At 71.0% G+C, this 22,937-nt stretch carries 19 protein-coding genes; 8 read left to right on the forward strand and 11 right to left on the reverse strand.

The features are described 5' to 3' along the window. Window positions 1–71: 71 nt before the first annotated feature. The 6 genes from AB5J49_RS19515 to AB5J49_RS19540 form a co-directional block, all read right to left on the reverse strand. A complete protein-coding gene (locus AB5J49_RS19515; protein WP_369169901.1) occupies window positions 72–716 on the reverse strand; it encodes a SurA N-terminal domain-containing protein in 645 nt (214 codons plus the stop codon). Window positions 717–894: 178 nt separating this feature from the next. Beyond that, the gene (locus AB5J49_RS19520; protein ID WP_369169902.1) at window positions 895–1,725 is read right to left on the reverse strand and encodes a glycoside hydrolase domain-containing protein; all 831 of its coding nucleotides are present in this window, start codon (window positions 1,723–1,725) and stop codon (window positions 895–897) included. 144 nt (window positions 1,726–1,869) lie between these two features. Beyond that, on the reverse strand, window positions 1,870–3,363 hold the full coding sequence (locus AB5J49_RS19525) for a protein kinase (protein ID WP_369175198.1): 1,494 nt from the start codon (window positions 3,361–3,363) through the stop codon (window positions 1,870–1,872). 38 nt (window positions 3,364–3,401) lie between these two features. Next, window positions 3,402–4,058: a hypothetical protein gene (locus AB5J49_RS19530; protein ID WP_369169903.1), complete on the reverse strand. Its 657-nt coding sequence runs from the start codon at window positions 4,056–4,058 to the stop codon at window positions 3,402–3,404. Between the two features lie 397 nt (window positions 4,059–4,455). After that, window positions 4,456–5,199: an N-acetyltransferase gene (locus AB5J49_RS19535; protein ID WP_369169904.1), complete on the reverse strand. Its 744-nt coding sequence runs from the start codon at window positions 5,197–5,199 to the stop codon at window positions 4,456–4,458. A gap of 101 nt (window positions 5,200–5,300) precedes the next feature. Then, window positions 5,301–6,068 carry an HNH endonuclease family protein gene (locus AB5J49_RS19540; protein ID WP_369175199.1) on the reverse strand — a complete coding sequence of 256 codons (768 nt, stop codon included), beginning with the start codon at window positions 6,066–6,068 and terminating at the stop codon, window positions 5,301–5,303. Between the two features lie 191 nt (window positions 6,069–6,259). Between AB5J49_RS19540 and AB5J49_RS19545 the strand changes: the two genes are divergently transcribed. Next, complete coding sequence (locus AB5J49_RS19545; protein WP_369169905.1) at window positions 6,260–6,442, forward strand: Rv0909 family putative TA system antitoxin; 183 nt, start codon at window positions 6,260–6,262, stop codon at window positions 6,440–6,442. Window positions 6,443–6,657: 215 nt separating this feature from the next. On the opposite strand, the gene AB5J49_RS19550 is transcribed toward AB5J49_RS19545, so the two are convergent. After that, a complete protein-coding gene (locus AB5J49_RS19550; RefSeq protein ID WP_369169906.1) occupies window positions 6,658–7,539 on the reverse strand; it encodes a hypothetical protein in 882 nt (293 codons plus the stop codon). Between the two features lie 116 nt (window positions 7,540–7,655). Between AB5J49_RS19550 and AB5J49_RS19555 the strand changes: the two genes are divergently transcribed. The 4 genes from AB5J49_RS19555 to AB5J49_RS19570 are packed head-to-tail and all read left to right on the forward strand — an operon-like array spanning window position 7,656 to window position 10,080. After that, window positions 7,656–8,294 (forward strand): TetR/AcrR family transcriptional regulator, encoded by a 639-nt coding sequence (locus tag AB5J49_RS19555; RefSeq protein ID WP_369169907.1) that lies wholly within the window; start codon window positions 7,656–7,658, stop codon window positions 8,292–8,294. Window positions 8,295–8,328: 34 nt separating this feature from the next. Further along, complete coding sequence (locus AB5J49_RS19560; protein ID WP_369169908.1) at window positions 8,329–8,859, forward strand: SgcJ/EcaC family oxidoreductase; 531 nt, start codon at window positions 8,329–8,331, stop codon at window positions 8,857–8,859. A 44-nt stretch (window positions 8,860–8,903) separates the two neighbouring features. Continuing rightward, window positions 8,904–9,659: an SDR family NAD(P)-dependent oxidoreductase gene (locus tag AB5J49_RS19565; protein WP_369169909.1), complete on the forward strand. Its 756-nt coding sequence runs from the start codon at window positions 8,904–8,906 to the stop codon at window positions 9,657–9,659. A gap of 49 nt (window positions 9,660–9,708) precedes the next feature. Next, window positions 9,709–10,080 (forward strand): MerR family transcriptional regulator, encoded by a 372-nt coding sequence (locus AB5J49_RS19570; protein ID WP_369175200.1) that lies wholly within the window; start codon window positions 9,709–9,711, stop codon window positions 10,078–10,080. A gap of 63 nt (window positions 10,081–10,143) precedes the next feature. Here the strand turns inward: AB5J49_RS19570 and mfd are convergent, their stop codons facing one another. Continuing rightward, window positions 10,144–13,674, reverse strand: coding sequence for a transcription-repair coupling factor (gene mfd, locus AB5J49_RS19575; RefSeq protein WP_369169910.1), 3,531 nt, complete (start codon window positions 13,672–13,674; stop codon window positions 10,144–10,146). 311 nt (window positions 13,675–13,985) lie between these two features. On the opposite strand from mfd, the gene AB5J49_RS19580 reads away from it, so the two are divergent. After that, on the forward strand, window positions 13,986–15,458 hold the full coding sequence (locus AB5J49_RS19580; RefSeq protein WP_369169911.1) for a DUF2079 domain-containing protein: 1,473 nt from the start codon (window positions 13,986–13,988) through the stop codon (window positions 15,456–15,458). Window positions 15,459–15,527: 69 nt separating this feature from the next. Here AB5J49_RS19580 and AB5J49_RS19585 read toward each other — a convergent pair whose 3' ends face one another. Then, complete coding sequence (locus tag AB5J49_RS19585) at window positions 15,528–18,098, reverse strand: ABC transporter permease (RefSeq protein WP_369169912.1); 2,571 nt, start codon at window positions 18,096–18,098, stop codon at window positions 15,528–15,530. Then, entirely contained in the window at window positions 18,095–18,883 is a 789-nt protein-coding gene (locus tag AB5J49_RS19590; RefSeq protein ID WP_369169913.1) for an ABC transporter ATP-binding protein, read from the reverse strand. The genes AB5J49_RS19585 and AB5J49_RS19590 overlap by 4 nt, the downstream gene beginning before the upstream one ends. A 442-nt stretch (window positions 18,884–19,325) precedes the next feature. On the opposite strand from AB5J49_RS19590, the gene AB5J49_RS19595 reads away from it, so the two are divergent. Then, window positions 19,326–20,894 (forward strand): MFS transporter, encoded by a 1,569-nt coding sequence (locus AB5J49_RS19595; RefSeq protein WP_369169914.1) that lies wholly within the window; start codon window positions 19,326–19,328, stop codon window positions 20,892–20,894. On the opposite strand, the gene AB5J49_RS19600 is transcribed toward AB5J49_RS19595, so the two are convergent. Continuing rightward, complete coding sequence (locus AB5J49_RS19600; RefSeq protein WP_369175201.1) at window positions 20,875–22,041, reverse strand: alpha/beta hydrolase family protein; 1,167 nt, start codon at window positions 22,039–22,041, stop codon at window positions 20,875–20,877. The two genes, AB5J49_RS19595 and AB5J49_RS19600, sit on opposite strands and share 20 nt — an antisense overlap. A gap of 131 nt (window positions 22,042–22,172) precedes the next feature. Here AB5J49_RS19600 and AB5J49_RS19605 point away from each other — a divergent pair, with 131 nt between their 5' ends. Next, window positions 22,173–22,661, forward strand: coding sequence for a GNAT family N-acetyltransferase (locus AB5J49_RS19605; protein ID WP_369169915.1), 489 nt, complete (start codon window positions 22,173–22,175; stop codon window positions 22,659–22,661). Window positions 22,662–22,937 lie beyond the last annotated feature (276 nt).

Raw genomic sequence — 22,937 nt, forward strand, 5'->3', positions numbered from 1 at the left:
CAACCCCCTGAGTTATCCACAGGCCGGCGCCCCGCCGTTGTCCACAGGGGGCGGGCGGCCCCGCCGTACCGTTACGCCGTCTGTGGCGTCCCCGCCGCCGTGACCTCGCGTACCCACGGCGTCTTCGCGTCGACCCGGCTGCTCTTCTGGACGTCCCAGGTGCCGTAGCGCGGGTTGAGGTCGATGTCGAGCTTCTTGGACGCCTCGGCCAGGGCGTTCCAGAAGGCCGGCTTGCCGGTGTCGGTGCCGAGGGCGGCGGCGAGTTTCTGGGCCTCGAGCTGGAGGCGGAGGTTCTCGTCGAGGCGCTCGGGGGCGATGCCGTACTGCTGGAGCCACGCCGTTTCCAGCGCCTTGGCACCGCCGACCTGCCCTTCCAGCTCGGAGCGCATCTTCTGGAGCTCCTTGCGGGTGACGGTCACGCCCGCGTCCTGCGCGGCGCGGTGCAGCACCTGGTCGAGGACGAGGTTGTGCAGGACGTCGCGCGGGAGGGTGCCCGACTTGGCGATGATCTGTGCGTACTGGGCGTCGTCCGACACGGCCGCGCGCTGTGCCGTGCGCACCTCGCTCACCCTGTTCTCCAGCTGGGCGACGGTGATCCGCTGGCCGCCGACGACGGCCGCCGCGCCGGGATGCGCATCACTTCCGCAGGCGGTGAGCAAGGGCGCCGCGGCGATCACGGCGGAGAGCAGGAGCGCGGTGCGACGACGGCGGTGCAAGGAAACCTCCCGAGGAGATTGTGCGACGGTGCACAAAGTCTTGCGGTGATCGATGGTAGGCAGTCGGCAAGCTCTGGCCAACCCATTCGACCAACGATTCACCAGGACTTCGGGCACCGACGCCTCCCCCGCACGACCCGCACGGCCCACTCGGCCCTCTTCGGCCCGCACCGCCTGCTCAGCCCGTGATGGCCACCGGCGCGTCCCACGCGTCGCGGTCCACGGTGATCGTGTAGCCGTTCCGCGTCTCCTTGCTGTTGACCATGTACTGGTGGCCGCGGCTGTGACCGGTGTACTGGGTGGCGCCCCACGGCCAGTCCGCGGTCGTGGTGTTCTGCTTGTCCCACAGCGCATACCAGAGGTTGCCCGGCAGGTCGGTCTTGTCCGTGGCGGTCGCGATGGCCTTCGCACTGGAGCTGCTGAAGCCGTAGTAGCCCGCCCGGTAGATCTTGGCGCGCAGGCCCTTGTCGAAGGCGCGGACGTAGGTCAGGACCGCGTCGTTGCACGCCTTGTTCGTGATGTCGTACGGCTCCATGTCGAGGTAGATCGGGCTGCCGGCCTTCATGCCGAGCGCCGACGCCTTGGCGACCGCGTCGGCCGCGTCGCTCGCGCCGAGGGAGGCGGCCGTGGAGGCGGTGAGCTTCTCGGGGCTGGAGCCGGTCTGGCAGGGCGGCTGGGCGCCGACGTAGATCGGGATGAGCTTCCAGCCGACCGAGCTGACCGACTTGACCCAGGAGGCGGTGAGGTTGGGCTGGGAGCAGCCGCGGTTCTTGCCGCCGACGTAGACGGCGGCGGCGCCGTAGAAGCCGTTGGTGCGCCAGGCCTTCATCGCGGAGAGGGAGGGTGCGGCGCAGGTGTCGAAGGCGCGGCCGGTGTACGTCCGCTGCGCGGGCCAGGTGGTGGCGGCCATGGAGGTCTGCGCGGCGATGCCGGCTCCGGCGACGACGGCTGCGCCGGCCACCGCCCAGGTGACGTATCTGCGCTTCTTCGACTGACGGTGACTCGACATGTCTGGCCCCACCCCATGGTTCGCATGACTTCGTATGACTTCGCGTGACTAGGAAAACGGCTCGCAACGTAACCGGCGTTCGTCCTGTGTTCGGAAAACACCGCCCCGCGGGTGGCACAAGGATCCCTCAACCCCCGGCAAAAACTAGCCGCGCACCTGCCCCAGCCACTGCAGCGTCCGCCGCACTTCCCCCGCGAGCGGATGGCCGGGGCCGTGCAGCCGCTCCACGTCGAGCAGCAGGCGGGCCAGGGTGTCGTGGGCCGCGGGGCGGTCGCCGAGGGCGAGCAGGAGGTGGCCGATGCGGCGGCGCACGTCATGGGCGAGCTGGGGGTCGCCGGAGACGTACTGGTTCTCGTAGTACGGCAGCAGCGCGCGGTACTCGGCGAGGGCGGCCGCCGGTTCGCCGAGCTGTTCCAGGCAGTGGGCCACGTCGTAGCGGAAGCGCAGGGACTGCGGGTCGGCCTGGCCGGCCTCGGCGGCGCGTTCGTCGGCGAGGCGGCGCAGTTCGGGCAGCGCGCGCCGGTACTGGCCGTCGTCCATGAGGGTGGCCGCGTACTGCTTGCGCAGGGTGCGGACCACCGGGGAGTGCTCGCCGTGCTGTTCGGCGGCTGCGGGCAGGATCGCGCCGAGGATGTCGACGGCCTGGGTGATACGGCCCTCGCCGAGGAGGCGCTTGACCTCGTCGACGGCGCGCGCGACGTCCGGTTTCCCGGTGGCGGGCGCGGCCGGTGTGACGGGGGCGGGCTGGGGCGCGGGGGTGCGGGCGCGGTCCGGCCAGGGGGCGTGCGGGCGCAGGAAGGGGCGAGTGGGGTCCAGAGGCGAGCCGGTGGGCGTCCCGCGCGCGGGCAGGAGCGGCTCCAGGTCCTCGTACACCTCCTGCGCGGAGGCGGGGCGGTGCTGCGGGTCCTTGGCGAGCAGGCGCAGGACCAGGGCTTCGAGTGCCTCGGGGACCTCGGGGCGGATACGCCGCACGGGCAGCGGCGGCTCGTACAGGTGCCGGTGCAGCACGCCGAGCGCCGTCGAGCCGGAGAACGGCACGTCGCCGCTGAGGAGTTCATGGAGGAGTACGCCGAGTGCGTACAGGTCGGTGTACGGGCCGACCGCGCCGCCCATCGCCTGCTCGGGGGCCATGTAGGCGGGTGAGCCGATGGGGGTGCCGGTGTGGGTGAGGCGGGTGGTGTCGGCGTCCATGACGGAGGCGACGCCGAGGTCGAGGACGGTGACCGTGCCGTCCTGCTTCACCATCACGTTGCGCGGCTTGAGGTCACGGTGGACGATCGGCACGGCGTGCACGGCGCTCAGTACGGCGCACAGTTGCGCGGCGACCGCGACCGCCCACTGCCAGGGGTACGGGTTGTGCTCGGCGAGGTGGTCGGAGAGGTCGGCGCCGTCGACGTACTGCATGACGAGGAACAGCTCCTCGCCCTCGCTGCCCGCGTCGTGCACCGTGACGAGCCCGGGGTGGTCGACCTGCGCGGTCACCCGGCACTCGCGCACGAACCGGCGGCGCAACTCGTCCGCCTCCTGCCCGGCCACCTTGTCGGGGCGCAGCAGCTTCACCGCCACGCGCCGGTCGAGCCGTTTGTCGTACGCCGTCCAGACCTGTCCCATGCCGCCCTGTCCGATGAGCGTGGACAGTTCATAGCGGCCTGCGACGACACGTCCTGTCGCCACGCTCACCTTCCGCCCTCGTGGTTGCCGTCCTGTCGGCCGTCGTGCTGGCGCAGGTAGTCACTGAGCTCGTCGAGCTCGGCACGCACCTGGTCGATGCGGGCGGGCGCGGGGCGCGTGGCCGGGGGCGGCGGTACGGGGGTGTGGGGGGCGGCGTCGCGGGGTGTCGGCGTCGGTGTCGGCGCTGTCGGCGGCCGAGGTATCGGTGTGTGGGGTATCGGCGGCGCCTGCGGCACGGTCGTGGCGGTGTACGGCGACTGGGGCTGCGGGTAACCGTAGGCCGGGGCCGGGGGCTGCTGGGCGGGGTAGCCGGGGAAGCGGAGCTGGTGGAAGTGGCGTATCTCCGCGGAGAGGTAGTAGGAGATCGAGGCCACGAGGCCGCCCAGGACGAGGGCGAGGCCCGTCCAGCCGCCCGGGGTGTGGATCTCCTCGCCGGGCTCGGAACCCATCAGGTAGAAGCCGAGGAACTCCACCACGATCGACGCCGCGAACAGGCACCAGTCGAGGGCCTTGCGGGTCACGATGGCCAGGCGCAGCATCATCGTCCACATCAGCAGGCCGAAGCTGCACACCGAGATCACGACGAACAACACGCGCAGGAAGACCAGCACCCCGGTGGGCGGCTGCTGCTTCACCGGCTGCGTGTAGCCGTGGCCTTGCATGACTGCTCCTGATGCCTGAAGTGGGCGTACGGCGTCGACCGCCCCCTGCCCGGTGCGGGGCAACCTCGGTCGTGCGATTGTCGCTTCGAGCGTATAGGTCGACACCGACATACGGTCACCGGTTGTACCGAACCGTTGTCATGCTGATCACTTCGCACGACGCCGCAGGTCGCACGGAGGCTGGGCCTCCGAATCAGTCGACGCGACCGACTCGTTCGTCAAGCCGTCGTACGTGCCGCGGAAGCGGCAGCTGGAGCCGGCGCCCCAGGTCCACGGAGTCGTACCGGGAATTCCGGCGCCGCCTGCGCAAGAGCTGGGCGGAGAGCCCGCGTTCGAGCTCACCCGTGCGGCAGCGCCGGCGGGGTGGGTGATCACCCGGCATCCCGCGGAAGCGGTCTCACAGCGGGTGCCGCATCCACACGTTGGGCTCGACATACACCGCGTAGTCCCGCTCCGGCTCGCACCGCACCGGCACCAGCGCGCCGGGCACCTCGATGTCGCCCGCGGTGTCGAAGGGCAGGCCGGTCCAGCGGCGCCACTGCTCCAGCGAGCCGGCGGTGGTCATGGAGGCCGGGGCGATGGAGTCGATGGTGGCGCCGGCGCGGGCGTGGACGCGCAGCCACGGGTCGTGGGGCAGGCCGTCGGGGCGTACGCGACGGGCGTACTCCTCAATGGGGGTGCGTGGTTCGAAGTGCTTGGCGTTGGGGCGGACGGGGGCGACGACCTCGTGGAAGCCGTGGGATCGGGCGTTGTCGCGCATCGCGGAGAGCATCAGGGCGGACAGCCCGCCGGCCTGGGCGTGCGGGGCGATGACGACGGAGATGGCGCTGACCGTGTCGGGACGGACGCCGCGGCGCAGGTCGGCGAAGGCCCACACCAGTACCTCGTCCCAGCCTCGGGCGGGCAGCCGGCCGCGGCCCTCGGCGGCGAGGGAGAAGGGCACGCTGTAGGCGTGGGCGACGACCTCGCCCCGCTCGTCCTCGGCGAACAGCACGTACTCCGGGAGTTCGCGCGGGATCCGGCCGTAGTGGGCGTTGCCCACGAGGTCCTGGACAGTGAACTCCGGCCAGGTGTCCGCCATGCCGACGACCCGCTCGAGCATCTCGGGGCGTTCGGCGAGGCTCGATACCTTCAGCTCCATGCTCGCCAGCGTATGAGCGGGGCGGCCGCACCGGAAAGCCGTTTTCGACCCACCACCAGGCACGGCGCGCCCACCGACTGGGCTCTCCGCCGCGTACCGGGTCATCCCCCGCACTGGCCCAGCATCATCTCCTTGTCGGCGGTGGTCACCGGAAGTTCGTACTTCAGGGACACCTGGGCGAAGCGCACCGCGTACGAGCAGCGGATCTGCTTGTCAGGCGGCAGCCAGGACGCGGGGCCGGAGTCGCCCTTGGAACCGTTGGTGGGGCCGTCGACCGGTATGAGGTTGAGGGGGTCGTTGGCGATGTCCTCGCGTTTGCCCTTCGGCCAGCGGGAGGCGCCCATCTGCCAGTCGTACGACAGCGGCATGACGTGGTCGATCTGTACGGTCGTCGCGCGGGACTTGGCCCAGTCGATCGTCCGGCCCGTGTACGGGTCGTGCAGGGTCATGGAGGTCACGACGCAGTCCGAGCCGGAGCGGAAGCGGACGTCCTCGCCATCGCGCTGGAGGAGGTCGTTGCGGGTGTCGCAGCCGTTGCGCGCGAACGGGATGCCGCCCGGGGCCGAGTCCATCCAGGCGTAGCCGAACTCGTCGCGGTCGTAGCCCGTCTTGGGGCCGCGGCCCTTCGTCGCCACCTTCCCGATGAGGGCCCGTGCCTCGGCCCGGTCGGCGTCCGAGGTGAGGGGCGCGAGCCCCGGCTTGGTGCCGTCGGGGTTGTCCAGTGGGCTCACGGCGCGGCCGGAACCCGTGCCCGGGACGGAGCCGGTGGGCTCGCTGTCCACGGGTAGGTCCACGTTCTCGCACCCCGCCAGTGCCAGCACCATGCCGAGCATCGCCGCGGCGCTTGCCGCCCCGCCCCTCAGACGCATCACGATGCGCCCTCCTTCTGTCGCCCGCTCCGCCCCGCACAGGCGGCTTTCCCTGGTACACCGTCGGGCACACGGTAGCGACCCGGCGCACCGCGGCATTCAAGAGGTCCAGACCACAACGGGCTCAAGCGCGCATACCTCACAACCTGGGCGTATCGTCGGTGGTGAGTCACCTCCGGAAGGAGCTCTGGATGGGCATCTTCGACAAGTTCAAGAACCGCCACGCGCAGGACAGGGCCAGGGACATGTCCGACGCGGCGGAACGGAAGGCCAACGAGAAGACGGGCAACAAGTACGAGAGCCAGGTCGACGACGCACAGCAACGGATGGAACGCGAACCCGGCATGGACCGCGACAGGCCCGATCAGCCGTAGGCCCGGAGCCCCACGGAGGACACCTGACCCGAGCACAGGGGCCGTCCACGGAGACCACCTCCCGCGGGCGGCTTCGCGCTGCCGGATGCCGATGCCGGATACCGACCGGCAACTAACCGCTACGCGCTACCGGTTACCGGCTAGCCCCTGGCTGCTGGCTACCGGCTACCGGCTACCGGCTACCGGCTACCGGCCGACAATCGGCCATGCCTCCCTCAGACCTTCCCGATCCCCAACGTCGTCTCCGAAGGCAGCAGGCCGGAGGACAGTACCGCCACCCAGAACTCGCCGAGCAGTTCCACGAGTTGGTCGATCTCCTCAATCGTCAGGGCCTGCCAGGGCGCTGCGGCGAGTCGGTCGGTGTGCCCCTCTACGGTGCGGCGCAGTTCACGCCCGGCGTCCGTGGCCATGCCGTCGGCGTCGGTCAGGCCTCGGGCGGTCAGGCGGTCGCGGGCGGCCGCCCATTCGTCGGGGCTCCAACCTCGGCTCTCGAAGCGTTCGACGGATGCGGCGCCTGTCGCGGCGAAGGACACGAGCGACTCGACGGGGTCGAGGCCGGCCACCAGCAGGGCCGCTATGTGGCCGTCGCCGCGGTGTTCGCGCAGCACTGTCGCCGCGTGCCAGAGCTGGAGGTGCGGGGTCTCGGGCCAGTCCAGGGCGGCGTTGGCCGCGGCGAGCGGGCGGCCCGCGACGTCGGCCGCCTCGGCGGCGCGGCGAGCGAGTGCCGCGGCTGCCGCCAGCTCGGGACTCTCCGTCCGGTCGCCGAATATCGCGCGGTAGGCCCGGTCCACCCCCCACACCCTCGCCCGCAACAGGGCCTCGGGGCTCGCGATCTTCCATGCGGGCTCGATGTGTTCGGCGACCATACGGGGGCTGAAGCTGTAGAAGGTGGACGCGACCTGCCCCGCACCGACCGCCCCCAACGGCGCGGCACGGTACGGGAAGTAGCTCGGCCAGCGCTCTTCGGTGACGTAACCGAGCGCGGCCGCCTCCTCGAAGACCTCCGGCGCGTAGTACAGCACCGCATGCAGTGGCTCCAGCAGGTGCCAGAGCTGACGTACGCGACCCGATTCCAGACCGCTGTCGTGCTTCACCATGACGCGACTCCCCCAGTTCGTGGCACGGGATCCCGAGCTCCACAACTTGACACTGGCAAGATTGCCCGACGCCTCCCAAACTTGTCAATGCCTAGATTGCGCGTACGCTGCTGACCATGGCCTCCGCACAACAACCGCCCGCCCAGCAGAAGCCCTCGACTCCCCGGCAGCCGTCCGCCCGCCGCCCCTACCACCACGGCGACCTGCGTCGCGCCATCCTCACCGCGGCGCTGGACGTCATCGCCACCGACGGCCCCTCCGCGCTGAGCCTGCGTGACCTCGCCCGCCGCGCCGGTGTCTCGCATGCGGCACCGGCCCATCACTTCAAGGACCGCACCGGACTGCTCACGGCGATCGCCGCCGAGGGCTTCGGCCTGCTCGCGGGCACGCTCCACGAGGCCGGGGACCTCAAGGACGCGGGCGTTCGCTACGTCCGCTTCGCACGCGAGCACCCGGCCCATTTCCAGGTGATGTTCGCACCCGGGCTGCTGCGCGCCGACGACCTAGAACTGTCCACGGCCCGCACCCTCGCCGGCGACGCACTACGCGGTGCCGTCTCCGCCGTAGGACCCGAGAGCCTCGGCATCGACAGCCGCCTGGCCGGCGTCGCCGCCTGGTCCCTGGCCCACGGCTTCGCCACGCTGCTCCTCGGCCACAACCTGGACGGACCGATCGGCGACAAGGACCCCGAGGAGGTGTTCCGGACCCTGGCGGCGACGCTCTTCCGGAGCGAGCCCCGGGAAGACAAGGCTTGACCTCAAGTCCACTTGAGGTCCCAGAGTGATCCGCATGACCACCGAAACCGCAGCCAACGAAGCCGCCGGCACTGCAGACAACGAAGCCGCCGCCACCGCAGACAACGAGGCCGTCGACATCACGGGCGACAAGCCCGGCGTCGCCACACGCAACAAGCCCGGCGACGACGCGGACCTCAGGGCCATCGCACAGGTCGTGGCCACCGTCGAACGCACTCAGCGGGCCAAGGACCCCGAGGGCTTCCTCGCCCTCTTCCACCCCGACGCCCTCTGGACGACCGGCCACGGCAAGGTCCTCATCGGCTTCGACGCCATCGCCGAGTTCACCCGCGCCGCCCTGCCCACCGCCGTCTTCGACGGCGAGGTCACCTACGAGGTGGTGCACACACAGTTCCTGCGGCCCGACGTGGCGGCCGTCAAGGTCCGGCAGGTCTACCACTCGCCGGGCGGCGACACCGAGGGCGCACCGCTCTACGTCATGACCAAGCAGGACGACGGAAGGTGGCTGTTGCACGCCTGCCAGAACACCGGGGTGCACGTCGACCAGGAGGCGCCTCGCGCCTGACGACTTGACCTTGACACCGGCGGCAGGGTTCGAACGTCGTATCCATGAACGCCGTAGAACCCCGCACCGTCATCGTCACCGGCGCCGGCACCGGTATCGGCCGCGCCACAGCCCGCGCCTTCGCCACCGAAGCAGGGGCGAACGTCCTCGCCGTCGGCCGGCGTGCCGCGCCCCTCGCCGAGACCGCCGCCCCTGCCCCGGACCGCATCACGCCGCTCGCCGTCGACATCACCGCCGACGTCGGCCCCGAGACCGTCGTCCGTACGGCGCTGGAGCGGTACGGCAGCATCGACGTGCTGGTCAACAACGCCGCCGTCGTCAACACCGAGTCCCTGCGTACTTACACCCGCGTCTCGGTCGAACCCCAGCTCGCGACGAACCTCCTCGCCCCGGTCCTGCTCACCCAGGCCGCGCTCCCGGCGCTGGAGGACAGCCGTGGCGTCATCGTGAACGTGACGACGTCCGTCGCCCAGCGCGGCTGGCCCGGCAACTCCCTGTACGCGGCGGGGAAGGCCGCCCTCGAAGTGCTCACCCGAAGCTGGGCGGTGGAGCTGGCCCCACACGGGATCCGGGTCGTCGCCGTCGCCCCCGGTGCGATCGAGACACCGATCGGCGATCACGCGGGCTACACGGCCGGGCAACGGGCCGCGATCCGGCAGTGGCAGCTGGCGCACACCCCGCTGGGCCGGGTCGGCCGACCCGAGGAGGTCGCCTGGGCGATCACCCGACTCGCCTCACCCGAGGCGTCGTTCGTCACCGGCGTGATCCTCCCGGTGGACGGCGGTGCCGTCGTCGCCTGAGACTCGCCGCATGGGACAACCTCTGCGGCAGCCTTCGGGACAGCCCCGTCTGCGGATCGGCGAGCTCGCCGACGCGACCGGCACGACGCCACGCGCCCTGCGGCACTACGAGCAGGCCGGCCTCATCACCTCGGAGCGGGCGGCGAACGACTATCGGCTCTACGACGCCGCCGTCGCCGTCCGTGTCCGCAACATCCGGCATCTCGTGGACGCGGGGCTGACGCTGGACGACGTCCGCGTCTTCCTGCCGTGCCTGGACGGCGACGTGACCGAGGGCCCCGCCTCCGACAAGGTCCTCCGCGTCGCCCTCGACCGCCTCGCCTTGATGAACGAGCGCATCGCGGCGCAGATCGCCGTGCGGGACCGGCTGGCGGCAGCCCTGGCGGAGGCGAGAGGCGGGCGCGTACGGCCGGTGGGCTGAGCCTGAGCCGCAGCGGTCACGTGTGCGGCACCGGCTCCAGGCGCCGTGCCGCACACGGACTGCTCACGAGCCCAGAATCGACGCCAGGAACTCCCCGACCCACCCGAGCAACTCCCGCCCGACGAGCGGCTTCCCGCCCACCTTCGCCGTCTTCGGACGCGGCACCAGCACCTGGTGCACGGCCGGCTTGATGACGGTGCCCGGGTACAGGCGCTTGACCCTGAGCTCCTGGGACTCGCGCAACTCCACCGGCGCGAAGCGGATGTTGTTGCCCTGCAAGACGATCTCGCCGACGCCACACGCGCGTGCCAGCATGCGCAGGCCCGCCACCAGCAGGAGGTTCTCGACCGGTTCCGGCAACTTGCCGTAGCGGTCGACGAGTTCCTCGCGTACGGCCTTGACGTCCTCCTCCGTGTTGGCGGAGGCGATGGAGCGGTAGGCCTGGAGGCGGAGCCGCTCGCCCGGCGCGTAGTCGTGCGGAACGTGCGCGTCGACCGGGAGCTCGATCTTGACCTCGAGCGGCGGCTCCTCCTCGACGCCGCCCTCCAGGGACGCCCGGTAGTCCGCGACCGCCTCGCCGACCATACGGACGTACAGGTCGAAGCCGACGCCCGCGATGTGGCCGGACTGCTCGCCGCCCAGCAGATTGCCGGCGCCTCGGATCTCCAGGTCCTTCATCGCGACATACATGCCCGCGCCCATCTCCGTGTGCTGGGCGATGGTCGCCAGGCGCTCGTGGGCCGTCTCCGTGAGGGGCTTCTCCGGGGGGTAGAGGAAGTAGGCGTAGCCGCGCTCCCTGCCGCGCCCGACCCGGCCGCGCAGCTGGTGCAGCTGGGACAGACCGAAGTTGTCGCCGCGCTCCACGATCAGGGTGTTGGCGTTGGAGATGTCGATGCCGGACTCGACGATCGTCGTCGAGACGAGCACGTCGAACTTCTTCTCCCAGAAGTCGACGACGACCTGCTCCAGCGCCTGCTCCGACATCTGGCCGTGCGCCGTCGCGATACGCGCCTCGGGGACGATCTCGCGCAGCCGCGCGGCCGCCCGGTCGATCGACTCGACCCGGTTGTGGATGTAGAAGACCTGGCCCTCGCGCAGCAGTTCACGGCGGATCGCGGCGCCGATCTGCTTCTCCTCGTACGGCCCGACGAAGGTCAGGACCGGGTGGCGCTCCTCGGGGGGTGTCGTGATCGTCGACATCTCCCTGATGCCCGTGACCGCCATCTCCAAGGTCCTCGGGATCGGGGTCGCCGACATCGTCAGGACGTCGACGTTCGCGCGCAGCTTCTTCAGCTGCTCCTTGTGCTCGACGCCGAAGCGCTGTTCCTCGTCGACGATGACCAGGCCCAGGTCCTTGAACTTGGTCTCCGACGAGAACAGCCGGTGGGTGCCGATGACGATGTCCACCGAGCCGTCCTTCAGGCCCTCCAGGACGGCCTTCGCCTGGGTGTCGGTCTGGAAGCGGGACAGGGCCCGGGTGTTCACCGGGAACTGCGAGTAGCGCTCGGAGAACGTCCCGAAGTGCTGCTGCACCAGCAGGGTCGTCGGCACCAGCACCGCCACCTGCTTGCCGTCCTGGACCGCCTTGAAGGCGGCCCGGACCGCGATCTCCGTCTTGCCGTAGCCGACGTCGCCGCAGATCAGGCGGTCCATCGGGACCGACTTCTCCATGTCCTCCTTGACCTCGGCGATGGTCGTCAGCTGGTCGGGGGTCTCCGCGTACGGGAAGGCGTCCTCCAGCTCGCGCTGCCAGGGCGTGTCCGGGCCGAAGGTGTGCCCCGGGGCCGCCATGCGGGCGCTGTACAGCTTGATCAGGTCGGCCGCGATCTCCTTGACGGCCTTCTTCGCGCGCGCCTTGGTCTTCGTCCAGTCGGCGCCGCCCAGGCGGTGCAGGGTGGGGGCCTCGCCACCGACGTACTTGGTGATCTGCTCCAGCTGGTCGGTGGGGATGTACAGCCGGTCGCCGGGCTGGCCGCGCTTGGCGGGGGCGTACTCGACGACGAGGTACTCGCGCGTGGCGCCCTGGACGGTGCGCTGCACCATCTCGATGTAGCGGCCGACGCCGTGCTGCTCGTGGACGATGTAGTCGCCCGTCTCCAGGGTGAGCGGGTCGATGGTCTTGCGGCGGCGGGCGGGCATGCGGGCGCCGTCCTTGCCGGCCGCCTTCTGCCCGGTCAGGTCGGTCTCGGTCAGGACCGCCAGCCGGAGCGCGGGGTCGACGAAGCCGTATTCGATCGAGCCGCAGGCGACATGGACGATCGAGGGGGAGATCTCCCCCAGGTCGGTCTCCAGGCGGGCCGCCACGCCCTCGCCGCCGAGCACCTCGACCGTGCGCGCGGCCGGGCCGTGGGCCTCGGTCACGAAGACCGTGCGCCAGCCGTCGGCGAGCCAGCCCTTGGTGTCGGCGAGGGCCTTGGCGGTGTCGCCGCGGTACGACTCGGGGGCGTGCATGCCGAGCTTGAGGGTGTCGGCGTCGAGGGTCTCATCGGCCGCGAAGGGCGAGACCGACCACCACATCATGTCCAGCTCGCGGGCGCGGTCCCGGACGTCCGCGATGGACCACAAGGACGCCGCGCCGACGTCGATGGGCGCCTCGCCGCCGCCGGCCGTGGCGGCCCAGGACGCCTGCAGGAACTCCTGCGAGGTCGCCACGAGGTCGGCGGCACGCGTGCGTACCCGTTCCGGGTCGCACACGACGGCCATGGCGCCCTTGGGCAGGACGTCGAGCAGCAGTTCCATGTCGTCGACGAGGACCGGGGCGAGGGACTCCATGCCCTCGACGGCGATGCCCTCGGCGATCTTGCCGAGCAGTTCGCCGAGCTCGGGGTGCTGTTCGGCGAGGGCACGCGCGCGTGCGCGCACGTCGTCGGTGAGGAGGAGTTCGCGGCAAGGAGGGGCCCACAGGCCGTGGCCGGCGACTTCGAGGGAACGCTGGTCGGCGACCTTGAAGTAGCGGATCTCCTCCACGTCGTCGCCCCAGAACTCGATGCGCAGGGGGTGCTCTTCGGTGGGCGGGAAGACGTCGAGGATGCCGCCTCGTACGGCGAACTCACCGCGCTTCTCGACGAGCTCCACGCGCGCGTACGCGGCGGCGGCGAGGGACTCCACGATGGCGTTGAGGTCGGCGGTCTGTCCGGTCCGCAGGGCCACCGGCTCCAGGTCGCCGAGGCCCTTGACCTGCGGCTGGAGGACCGAGCGGATGGGGGCCACGACGACGGAGACCGGGCCCGTCTCGGGGTCGTCGGGGCGGGGGTGGGCGAGGCGGCGGAGGACCGCGAGGCGGCGTCCCACGGTGTCGCTGCGGGGGCTGAGGCGCTCGTGCGGGAGGGTCTCCCAGGACGGGTACTCCGCGACGCCCTCCGAGGGGAGGAGCGAGCGCAGGGCTGCCGCCAGGTCCTCGGCCTCGCGGCCCGTCGCCGTCACCGCGAGGACCGGGCGGTCGGTCTCGCGGGCGAGGGCGGCGATCGCGAACGGGCGGGCCGCCGGGGGGCCGACCAGGTCGACGTGCATGCGGTTGCCGTCTGCGGCCGCCGTGATCGCTTCCGCGAGGGCGGTGTCCTTGACTACGGCGTCGAGCAGACCGTGCAGGCTCATTCGGGGGCGCTTTCGTCCGGGGTGGGCAACACGAAGGGCCCGACGCGTGTGACGGGCCGGGGGCTTCCAGCGTACGTCGCTGCGCGGGCGGGTGCCGGGCCTGTGGATAACGTCCGTTCTCCGGTGGCCGGCGTTGACGTGGTCGTGAAGGGGCCGCGCCCCTTCGACCCCGCTGCGGCTGCCGCCCCAGGCCCCGCTTCGGCCCTGAACGGGCCTCGTCCTCAAACGCCGGACGGGCTGGATATACGGACCGGCGCCGGGAAGTACGGGTGGGCAAAGGCCCCCGACCCCGTACCGCGTAAGGTCCCCCCATGCCCACCCCCGCCACCTCCGCGACGCCGAACGCGTCCTCGGACCCCCACATACCGGCGCCGGCCACGCCCCCTGACGGGCAGGCGCGGCCCGGCCCCGCCCGGCGTGAACCCTGGCTGCTCGCCGCCGCGCTCTTCGTGGGCTACGCGATCGTCTCCGTCGGCCGTTACCGGCATCTGGGGCAGCGGTCGTGGGATCTCGGGATCTTCGAGCAGGTCATCCGGTCGTACGCGCATCTTCAGGCTCCGGTCGCCGACCTCAAGGGGCCCGGGTTCAACATCCTGGGCGATCACTTCAGCCCGGTGACGGCCCTGCTCGCGCCGCTCTACCGGGTGTTTCCCTCCCCGGTCACCCTGCTCGTCGCGCAGGCCGCGCTGTTCGCCCTGTCCGCCGTCCCCGTCACCCGCGCCGCGGCCCGGCTGCTCGGGCGGTGGGGTGGGCTGGCGATCGGGGTGGCGTACGGGCTGTCGTGGGGGCTCCAGCAGGCCGTCGACTTCGACTTCCACGAGATCTGCTTCGCCGTACCCCTCATCGCCTTCAGCCTTGAGGCACTGCTCGCGCGGCGCCCGCGGGCCGCTCTGCTCTGGGCGATTCCGCTCGTCCTGGTGAAGGAGGATCTGGGGTTCACCCTCACGGCCATCGCCCTGGTCGTCGCCTGGCGGGCCCGCCAAGGCGCGCCGCGCGCGTCCCGGTACGCGCTCGGCGTCGCCGTCTTCGGCGTGGTGGCCGTCGCGGCCACCCTCCTGGTGGTCATACCGAGCTTCAACAGCGCCGGCAGCTACGACTACTGGAACAAGGTGAGCGAGTCGTCGGGCGGTGGCGGGCCCTTCGACGGCCTCGACACCAAATTCCGTACGCTCTGCTGGCTCCTCGTCCCCACCACCGGACTGCTCGCCCTGCGGTCCCCCGTCCTGCTCGTCGCCCTGCCCACCATCGGCTGGCGTTTCGTCTCCTCCTACCCGCAGTACTGGGGGACGGACTGGCACTACAACGCCGTCCTGATGCCCATCGTCGTCCTCGCCCTCGTCGACGCCCTCGACACCGCCCGGCACAGCACACGCGCGTGGCTGCGGTCGTACGTCCATCACCTGCCCGCCGCCGTCGCGGCCGCCTCGCTGGCGCTGACCACCTCACTGCCGCTCGCCGCGCTGACCGAGAGCGAGATCTATCGCAAGCCCGCGCGCGTGACGGCCATCGAGCGGCTCCTCGCCCAAGTGCCCGACAACGCCTCCGTCGAGGCGAACATCGCTCCGATCAGCCGGCTCACCTCGCGCTGCCGGGTCTTCTGGGTGAGCACCACGCGCGGCATCAACCCCGACTTCATCGCCCTCGACAACTCCCGCAAGCGCTATCGCGACGTCGAGGCCTACGCCGAGTCCCTTCACCCCGACGCCCGGTACACCGTCAAGGGCACCGCCTACGGGGTCGTACTGCTGGAGCGGCGGACCGGACCGGGGCAGAGCGGGCGATGACGAAAGGCCCGGTCCGGAGGGCGAAACCTCCGGACCGGGCCCGTCCCCCGCAACCCCCGTGTGCGGTGGCTATTCGGTCGCGATCGCGTTCAGTACGTTCATCCGGCCCGCCCTGAACGCCGGCACCAGTGCCGCGAACAGGCCCACGAAGGCCGAGCCGATGAAGACCCCGATGATCGTCGGCCACGGGATGTCGAGGACGTTCAGGCCCTCCAGAGCCAGCAGCTTCTGGGCCGTCGCGCCCCAGCCCATGCCGAGTCCGAGGCCCAGCAGGGCGCCGAACAGGGCGATCACCACCGACTCCATGCGGATCATGCGGCGCAGCTGGCGGCGGGAGAGGCCGATGGCGCGCATCAGGCCGATCTCGCGGGTGCGTTCCACCACCGACAGGGCCAGGGTGTTCACCACACCGAGGACCGCCACGATGATCGCGAGGGCGAGAAGGCCGTAGACCATGTTCAGGAGCTGGCCCATCTGGTCCTTGAGCTCCTGCTTGTAGTCGGTCTGGTCGCGGACGGGGTACTGCGGGTAGTCGTGCAGCGACTTCTTCAGGGCCGCGTACGCCGCCTTCTCCTGGCCGTCCTTCGCCTTGCCGAGCAGCATCTGGCTCTGCGGGATCCGGTCGGCGGGGAGGTACTTCTGCAGCGTCTCGATGCTGATGTAGCGCGCGCCCTGGTCGAAGGAGGTGTCGTCGTCCGTGATGGCCGCGACCTTCAGCTTCGCCGTCTCACCGCCCTTGAAGGCGACGGTGAGGCTGTCGCCGACGTGCACCCCGTGCTTCGTGGCGTACTCGGAGCCGACCGACATGGCGTCCTTGCCGTAGGCGGCGGAGAGGGTGCCCTCCGTCGTCGTACGGCGAAGGTCCTCGGCGTACGTCGGGTCGGCGGCCGTGAGCCCGGTGTCATCGGTCTTGCCGTCCGGCGAGGTCAGCGTGGCGCGGACCTCCTTGGAGCGGGTGACGTGCTCCAGGTGCGGCGTCTGCTGCATCGCGTGCTCGGCCTTGGCGACGATGTCCTGCTGCTGGGCCACGACGATGAAGTCCGCGCCGACCGACTTGTCGAGCTCGCTCGTCGCCGAGGCGACCATCGAGGAGCCGACCACCGACAGACAGGCCACCAGCGCGAGGCCGATCATCAGGGCGGCGCCCGTGGCACCGGTACGGCGCGGGTTGCGCAGGGCGTTGCGCTCGGCCATGCGGCCGACGGGTCCGAAGGCCCGCAGCAGGACCGCGCTGATCACCCGGACCACTCCGCCCGCGAGCAGCGGGCCGATCACCACGAAGCCGATCAGGGTCAGCACCACGCCGCCGCCCAGCATCAGCGCACCGTCGCTCGCCTTGTCGGCGGTGCCGGCGGCGTACAGGGCACAGGCACCCGCGCCCGTCAGGACCAGGCCGATCAGGCCGCGTATCCAGCCGGCCTTGCCGTCGGCCGGCGTGCCGGCGTCGCGCAGGGCGGCCATCGGGGAGACCTTGCCGGCGCGGCGGGCCGGGAGGTAGGCGGCGAGCACCGTCACCACGACGCCCAGGATCAGGCCGATGACCGGGGTGGTCACCTTCACCGTCAGGTCGTCGGTGGAGAGGTTCATGCCGGCCATCGACATGAGCTTCATCAGGCCGATCGCGATGCCGACACCGGCACCGACGCCCAGCACCGAGCCCACGAGGCCGAGCAGCAGCGCCTCCACCAGCACCGACCGGTTGACCTGGCGGCGCGAGGAGCCGATGGCCCGCATGAGGCCGATCTCGCGGGTGCGCTGGGCGACCAGCATGGAGAAGGTGTTGATGATCAGGAAGATGCCGACCAGGAAGGCGATCCCGGCGAAGCCGAGCATGGCGTACTTGATGACGTTCATGAACGCACCGACGTCCTTGCGGTTCTCGTCGGCGGTCTCCTTGGCCGTCTGGATCTTGTACGCGCCGTCCATGGCCTGCGCGATGTCCTGCTTGAGCCGCGCGTCGCTCACGCCGTCCGCCGCGGTGACGGAGACCTGCGTGAACCGGCCGGTGGCGCCGAGCAGGGTGCGCTGGGCGGTGGCGGTGTCGAAGTAGACGACGGCCGCGCCCGGGTTGGTCACCTTCCAGGAGGCGATGCCGACGATCCGCGCGCGGATGTCGCCGGTGGCGGCGATGGTGCGCAGCTCGTCGCCGAGCTTCAGGTCGTGCTTGTCGGCGGTGTCCGCGTCGACCATGACCTCGGTGGGCCCGCGCGGGGCGTGCCCGGAGGTGATCTCCATGGACTTCAGGTCGCCCTGGGTCCAGTTGCCGGCGAAGGTGGGCGCGCCGGTGGAGGAACCCATGTTCTTGTTCTCGGAGTTGACGACGGTCACGCTCGTCGAGCCGACCGCGCCCTCCGCCTTCTTCACGCCGTCCACGGCCGCGACCTGCTCGACGGCCGAGGCGGGCAGCGAGGTCGGCCGGCCCGTACCGCCGCCGTCGTCCTCGTCCTTGGCGTCCTTGGGGCTGACGGTGACGTCGGAGGAGGTGACGGCGAAGAGCTTGTCGAAGGTGGTGTTCATCGTGTCGGTGAAGACGAGCGTCCCTGAGACGAAGGCCACCGACAGCAGGACGGCCACGGCCGACAGGGCCATGCGTCCCTTGTGCGCGAAGAAGTTGCGCAGGGAGGTCTTCAGGACGGTCATGAGGTACGCCCCCGGGCGTCGAAGTCCTTCATGCGGTCCAGGACGGCGTCGGCGGTCGGCCTGTACATCTCGTCGACGATGCGGCCGTCGGCGAGGTACAGCACCCGGTCCGCGTACGAGGCGGCGACGGGGTCGTGCGTGACCATCACGATGGTCTGCCCTAGCTCGTCGACGGACTTGCGCAGGAAGCCGAGGACTTCGGCGCCGGCCCGGGAGTCCAGGTTGCCGGTCGGCTCGTCACCGAAGATGATCTCCGGCCGCGCGGCCAGGGCACGGGCGACGGCGACACGCTGCTGCTGACCGCCGGAGAGCTGGGTCGGCCGGTGCTTGAGCCGGTCCGAGAGCCCGACGGTCTCGACGACGCGCCCCAGCCACGCCCGGTCGGGCTTGCGCCCGGCGATGTCCATGGGCAGCGTGATGTTCTCGAGGGCGTTGAGGGTCGGCAGCAGGTTGAACGCCTGGAAGATGAAGCCGATCCGGTCCCGGCGCAGCTGCGTGAGCTTCTTGTCCTTCAGCCCGGTGATCTCGGTGTCGTCGAGATGGATCTGGCCGCTGCTGACGGTGTCGAGCCCGGCGAGGCAGTGCATCAAGGTGGACTTGCCGGACCCCGAAGGGCCCATGATCGCGGTGAACTGCCCCCGGGCGATGTCCACGTCGACATGGTCGAGGGCGACGACGCGGGTCTCCCCCGACCCGTACGCCTTGACGACCTGCCGCGCCCGCGCGGCAACGGCCGTACGCCCTCCAGTGCCCCCGTGCCTGGGAATGGTTACAGCCGATGTCACGGTATGACTCCTAAGTCGGTTATGGATGGACGCACGAGGCCGCGTGCCTCGACGTCGCGAACTGGTGCGTCGAGCGCTCGTGCATCGAGAACTGGTACGTCGTTGAGTCTGGCTCCGGAGAGGGGTCCGGCGCGCTGGTGCCGAGCCCCGTCTTGTACGGGGGAAAACCCCACCCCCGCCGGTTCGGTCAGCCGCCCCCCAGCGGCGTAAAGCCAGATTAAGGACGGCCCCCCTGGTGTCTCGTCCTCCGGCGGTACCAACCCTCCCCGAGACCTAGTACGGAGGTACCCCTAGGGGCCATCCACCCGTCGGTGGAGCGCACCTCGGGGTTGTCTCCACCCTGCGGCCCATCCAGGCTCCACCCTCCCGCGACGTCAGGGTCAAGTGGGAAGCTGTTCGGCGGTACATAGGTGCAAGGGGAATGCATTAGGAGAGGAACCCGGTGGGCAGTACGACACCCGCGATACGCGACACCGCACCGCACACCGGAACCGACAGGCGGGCAGCCGTGGTCGCGGCCCTGATGCTCGCGATGGCGCTGGCCGCGCTCGACGCCACCATCGTCTCCACGGCCGTACCGCAGATCGTGGGCGACCTCGGCGGCTTCTCGGTCTTCTCCTGGCTCTTCTCCGGCTACCTGCTCGCCGTGACCGTGACCCTCCCCGTCTACGGCAAGCTCTCCGACACCTTCGGCCGCAAGCCGGTGCTGATCGCGGGCGCGGCGCTGTTCCTGCTGGGATCGCTGCTGTGCGCTCTGGCCTGGAACATGGCGGCGCTGATCGCGTTCCGGATCGTGCAGGGGCTGGGCGGCGGGGCGTTGCAGGGGACGGTGCAGACGCTGGCCGCCGACCTGTACCCGCTGAAGGAACGGCCGAAGATCCAGTCCAAGTTGTCCACGGTGTGGGCGGTGTCGGCGGTGGCCGGACCGGGGTTGGGCGGGGTCCTGGCGGCGTACGCGGACTGGCGCTGGATCTTCCTGATCAACCTGCCGATCGGGGCGGTGGCGTTGTGGCTGATCGTGCGGTACCTGCACGAGCCGAAGCGCGAGTCGACGGGCACGCGCGCGCGTGTCGACTGGGCGGGCGCGTTGGCGGTGTTCGCGTGCGGGGGTGTGCTGCTGACGGCGCTGGTGCAGGGCGGGGTGGCGTGGCCGTGGCTGTCGGGGCCGTCGATCGCCTTGTTCGGTACGGGACTTGCGCTCGTGGCGGTGGTGGTGCTCGTGGAGCGCCGGGCGGCCGAGCCGATCATCCCGGGCTGGGTGTGGCGGCGCCGGACGATCGCGGCGGTGAACCTGGCGCTGGGCGCGCTGGGGCTGCTGATGGTGGCGCCGACCGTCTTCCTCCCCACCTACGCCCAGTCGGTCCTCGGCCTGGCCCCGGTGGCGGCCGGATTCGTGCTGTCCGTCTGGACGTTGAGCTGGCCGGTGTCGGCGGCGTTCAGTCAGCACGTGTACCGACGGATCGGCTTCCGCAACACGGCGATGCTGGGGATCGGTTCGGCCTCGCTGATCCTGCTGGCGTTCCTGTTCCTGCCCTATCCCGGGCAGGCGTGGCAGCCGACGCTGCTGATGCTGTTGCTGGGGGCTGCGCTGGGGCTGTTCCAACTGCCGCTGATCGTGGGCGTGCAGTCGACGGTGGGGTGGTCGGAGCGGGGCACGACGACGGCGTCGGTGCTGTTCTGCCGCCAGACGGGCCAGACGGTGGGCGCGGCGCTCTTCGGCGCGGTGGCCAACGGCGTACTGGCGTCACGGCTCGGCGGCGCGAGCGACCTGGACTCGGTGACGCGGGCCCTGGAATCCGGCGGCACGGCACCGGAGGCCACCAGGCGGGCCATCGCCGACGCGGTGCACGCCGTGTATCTGGGCGCGTCGTGCGCGGCGGCGCTGGCCTTCCTGGTGCTGTTGCTGCTGGCGCCGAGGCGCTTCCCGGTCCTCAAGGAGGACGCCCTCAAGGAAGACGTCCCCAAGGAAGACGTCCCCAAGGAAGACATCCTCAAGGAAGACGAACGCTGACCTCGGGGTTGGCCGGCGACGGCCCGTCGAGCACCGGCTGCGGAACGCCCTTGAGGTGCAGGTCGAAGAAAGCGGCGACGTACGCGCGCGTGAGGGCCGACGAACGCTCGTAGGGAAGCGGTGCGGTGTCCGGGATGCCGACCAGCTCCGCGAGGAGCGGTACGTCGGTGAAGGAGCCGTGGTCGGTTCCGGCGACGGTCAGCCACCGCTTCCAGCCGTCCAGGTGGGCCCAGGCCTCGTCCCAGGTCCTGTCGAGCGGCGGCCTGTTCTCGGCCCCCACCATCAGGAAGGGACGGCCGTCGAGACCGGTGGCGGGGACCGGGGCGAAGAAGGTGCCGTCCATGTTCACGCCGGCCCGTACGCGCGCGTCGGCGGCCATCGTCGCGGCGGCGGCGTTGCCGCCGATGGAGTGCCCGGCCATGCCGATCCGCTTCGCGTCGATCACGCGCGCGTACCGCCACGCCGGGTGGCGCCCGGTCAGCCGGTCGAGCACGAAGGAGATGTCCTCGGCCCGGCTCTCGGCGACGGCCGAGCCGCCGATCGAGGGGAACTCGTCACAGATGGCGCAGGGCAGGGTCTGCCCGTCGGGAAGGGTCGTCCCGGCGTTCTCGTACGGATGGTCGACCAGCGCGACGACGTACCCCCGACTGGCCAGATCCTCGGCGAGGCCGGTGAGGGTGGCGCGCGGGAGAGTGAACCCGGGCGAGAGCACGACGAGCGGAAACCTGCCGGGCGCCGGGCGCGCCTCGGTGTGCGCCCAGGTACGGACGCCGCTGATCGTCTCGGGCGGGACGGTGGCGTCCGGGACCCTCAACTCCAGTAGAAGGCGGGCCTCTTCGGCGGTCATGTAGGGAGCGGTCGCTCCGCCCGTACCCGGCCGTGCCGGGTAGTACATGGACACCATCAGCTGCCGGGCGCCGGCGGACGGGACCCACGGGTCGGGACGGTCGGCGTCGACGAGGTGGACGGTGCTGCGGCCGACCGCGTGCGGGCCGGTGGGACGGGGCAGCTGGGCCGAGGCAATGGCGGGAGAAGGGTTCGCGGGGGCGGCGGAGGCGGAGCCCGCGGCGGCGATCGGCAGGGTCAGGGCGGGTCCGAGCGCGAGCACTGCGGACGCCGCGACCGCTAAGAAGCGTGATCTGTTCATGCGGGGCCTGTTCATGCGTGATCTGTTCATGCGGAGGACGGTAGGCCGCGGGCCCGTGACCCGGCGTCGCCCTGGAGTCTGCTGTCCTGGACGCCCGGTAGTACCACGGACGTACACATACCCTGTCCGTCATGCTGACCCTGGAGCGCCTACGCGCCGACCACGCGGACGCCCTGCTGGCCTTCGAGCAGGAGAACCGGGAGTACTTCGCCCGTTCCGTTCCGGATCGCGGGGACGCGTATTTTGCGGACTTCGACGCCCTCCTGCAGGCGCGGCTGGCCGAACAGGACGCCGGGGTCTGCCACTTCCACGTCGTGCTGGACACCGACGGGCGGCTCGTCGGGCGGGTCAACCTGGTCGACGTCGAGGACGGTTGCGCCGAACTCGGCTACCGCGTCGGCGAACGCGCGGCGGGCAAGGGCGTCGCCACGGCGGCGGTGGCGGAGGTGTGCCGGGTGGCCGGTACGGCGTACGGGCTGACGGCCCTGGTCGCGGTCACCCACCTGGACAACCTGGCGTCCCGGGCCGTCCTGGAGCGCAATGCCTTCATCGCGATGGAAGACGTCACTGTCGACGGCCGGCCCGCGGTCCGTTACCGGCGCTCGCATCTCGGGCACTGACAGGGCGGGAAGCGGCCCGCGAGGTCGAACGGGGTGTCCTTGCGGGAGGGCTGGTACGTCACTGTGGGTCCCCATGTGCGGCCGCTGTCGCGGGAGACGCGGAGGGTGAGGGAGGGGCCGGGGACGCTGTCCCACGGGTCCTGCGCCTGCTCTTTCGCCTGGTCGAGTTGATCCACGCCAACGCCTTTCACTTTGCGTGCTGTTGCCTGCACACAGTGACGTCACCGCGGGTACGCTCGGAAGGTGGCTCAGCGTGACAACGGTGTCCGCACTGAG

The sequence above is a fragment of the Streptomyces sp. R28 genome (assembly GCF_041052385.1).
In the GTDB taxonomy this organism is placed as follows: domain Bacteria; phylum Actinomycetota; class Actinomycetes; order Streptomycetales; family Streptomycetaceae; genus Streptomyces.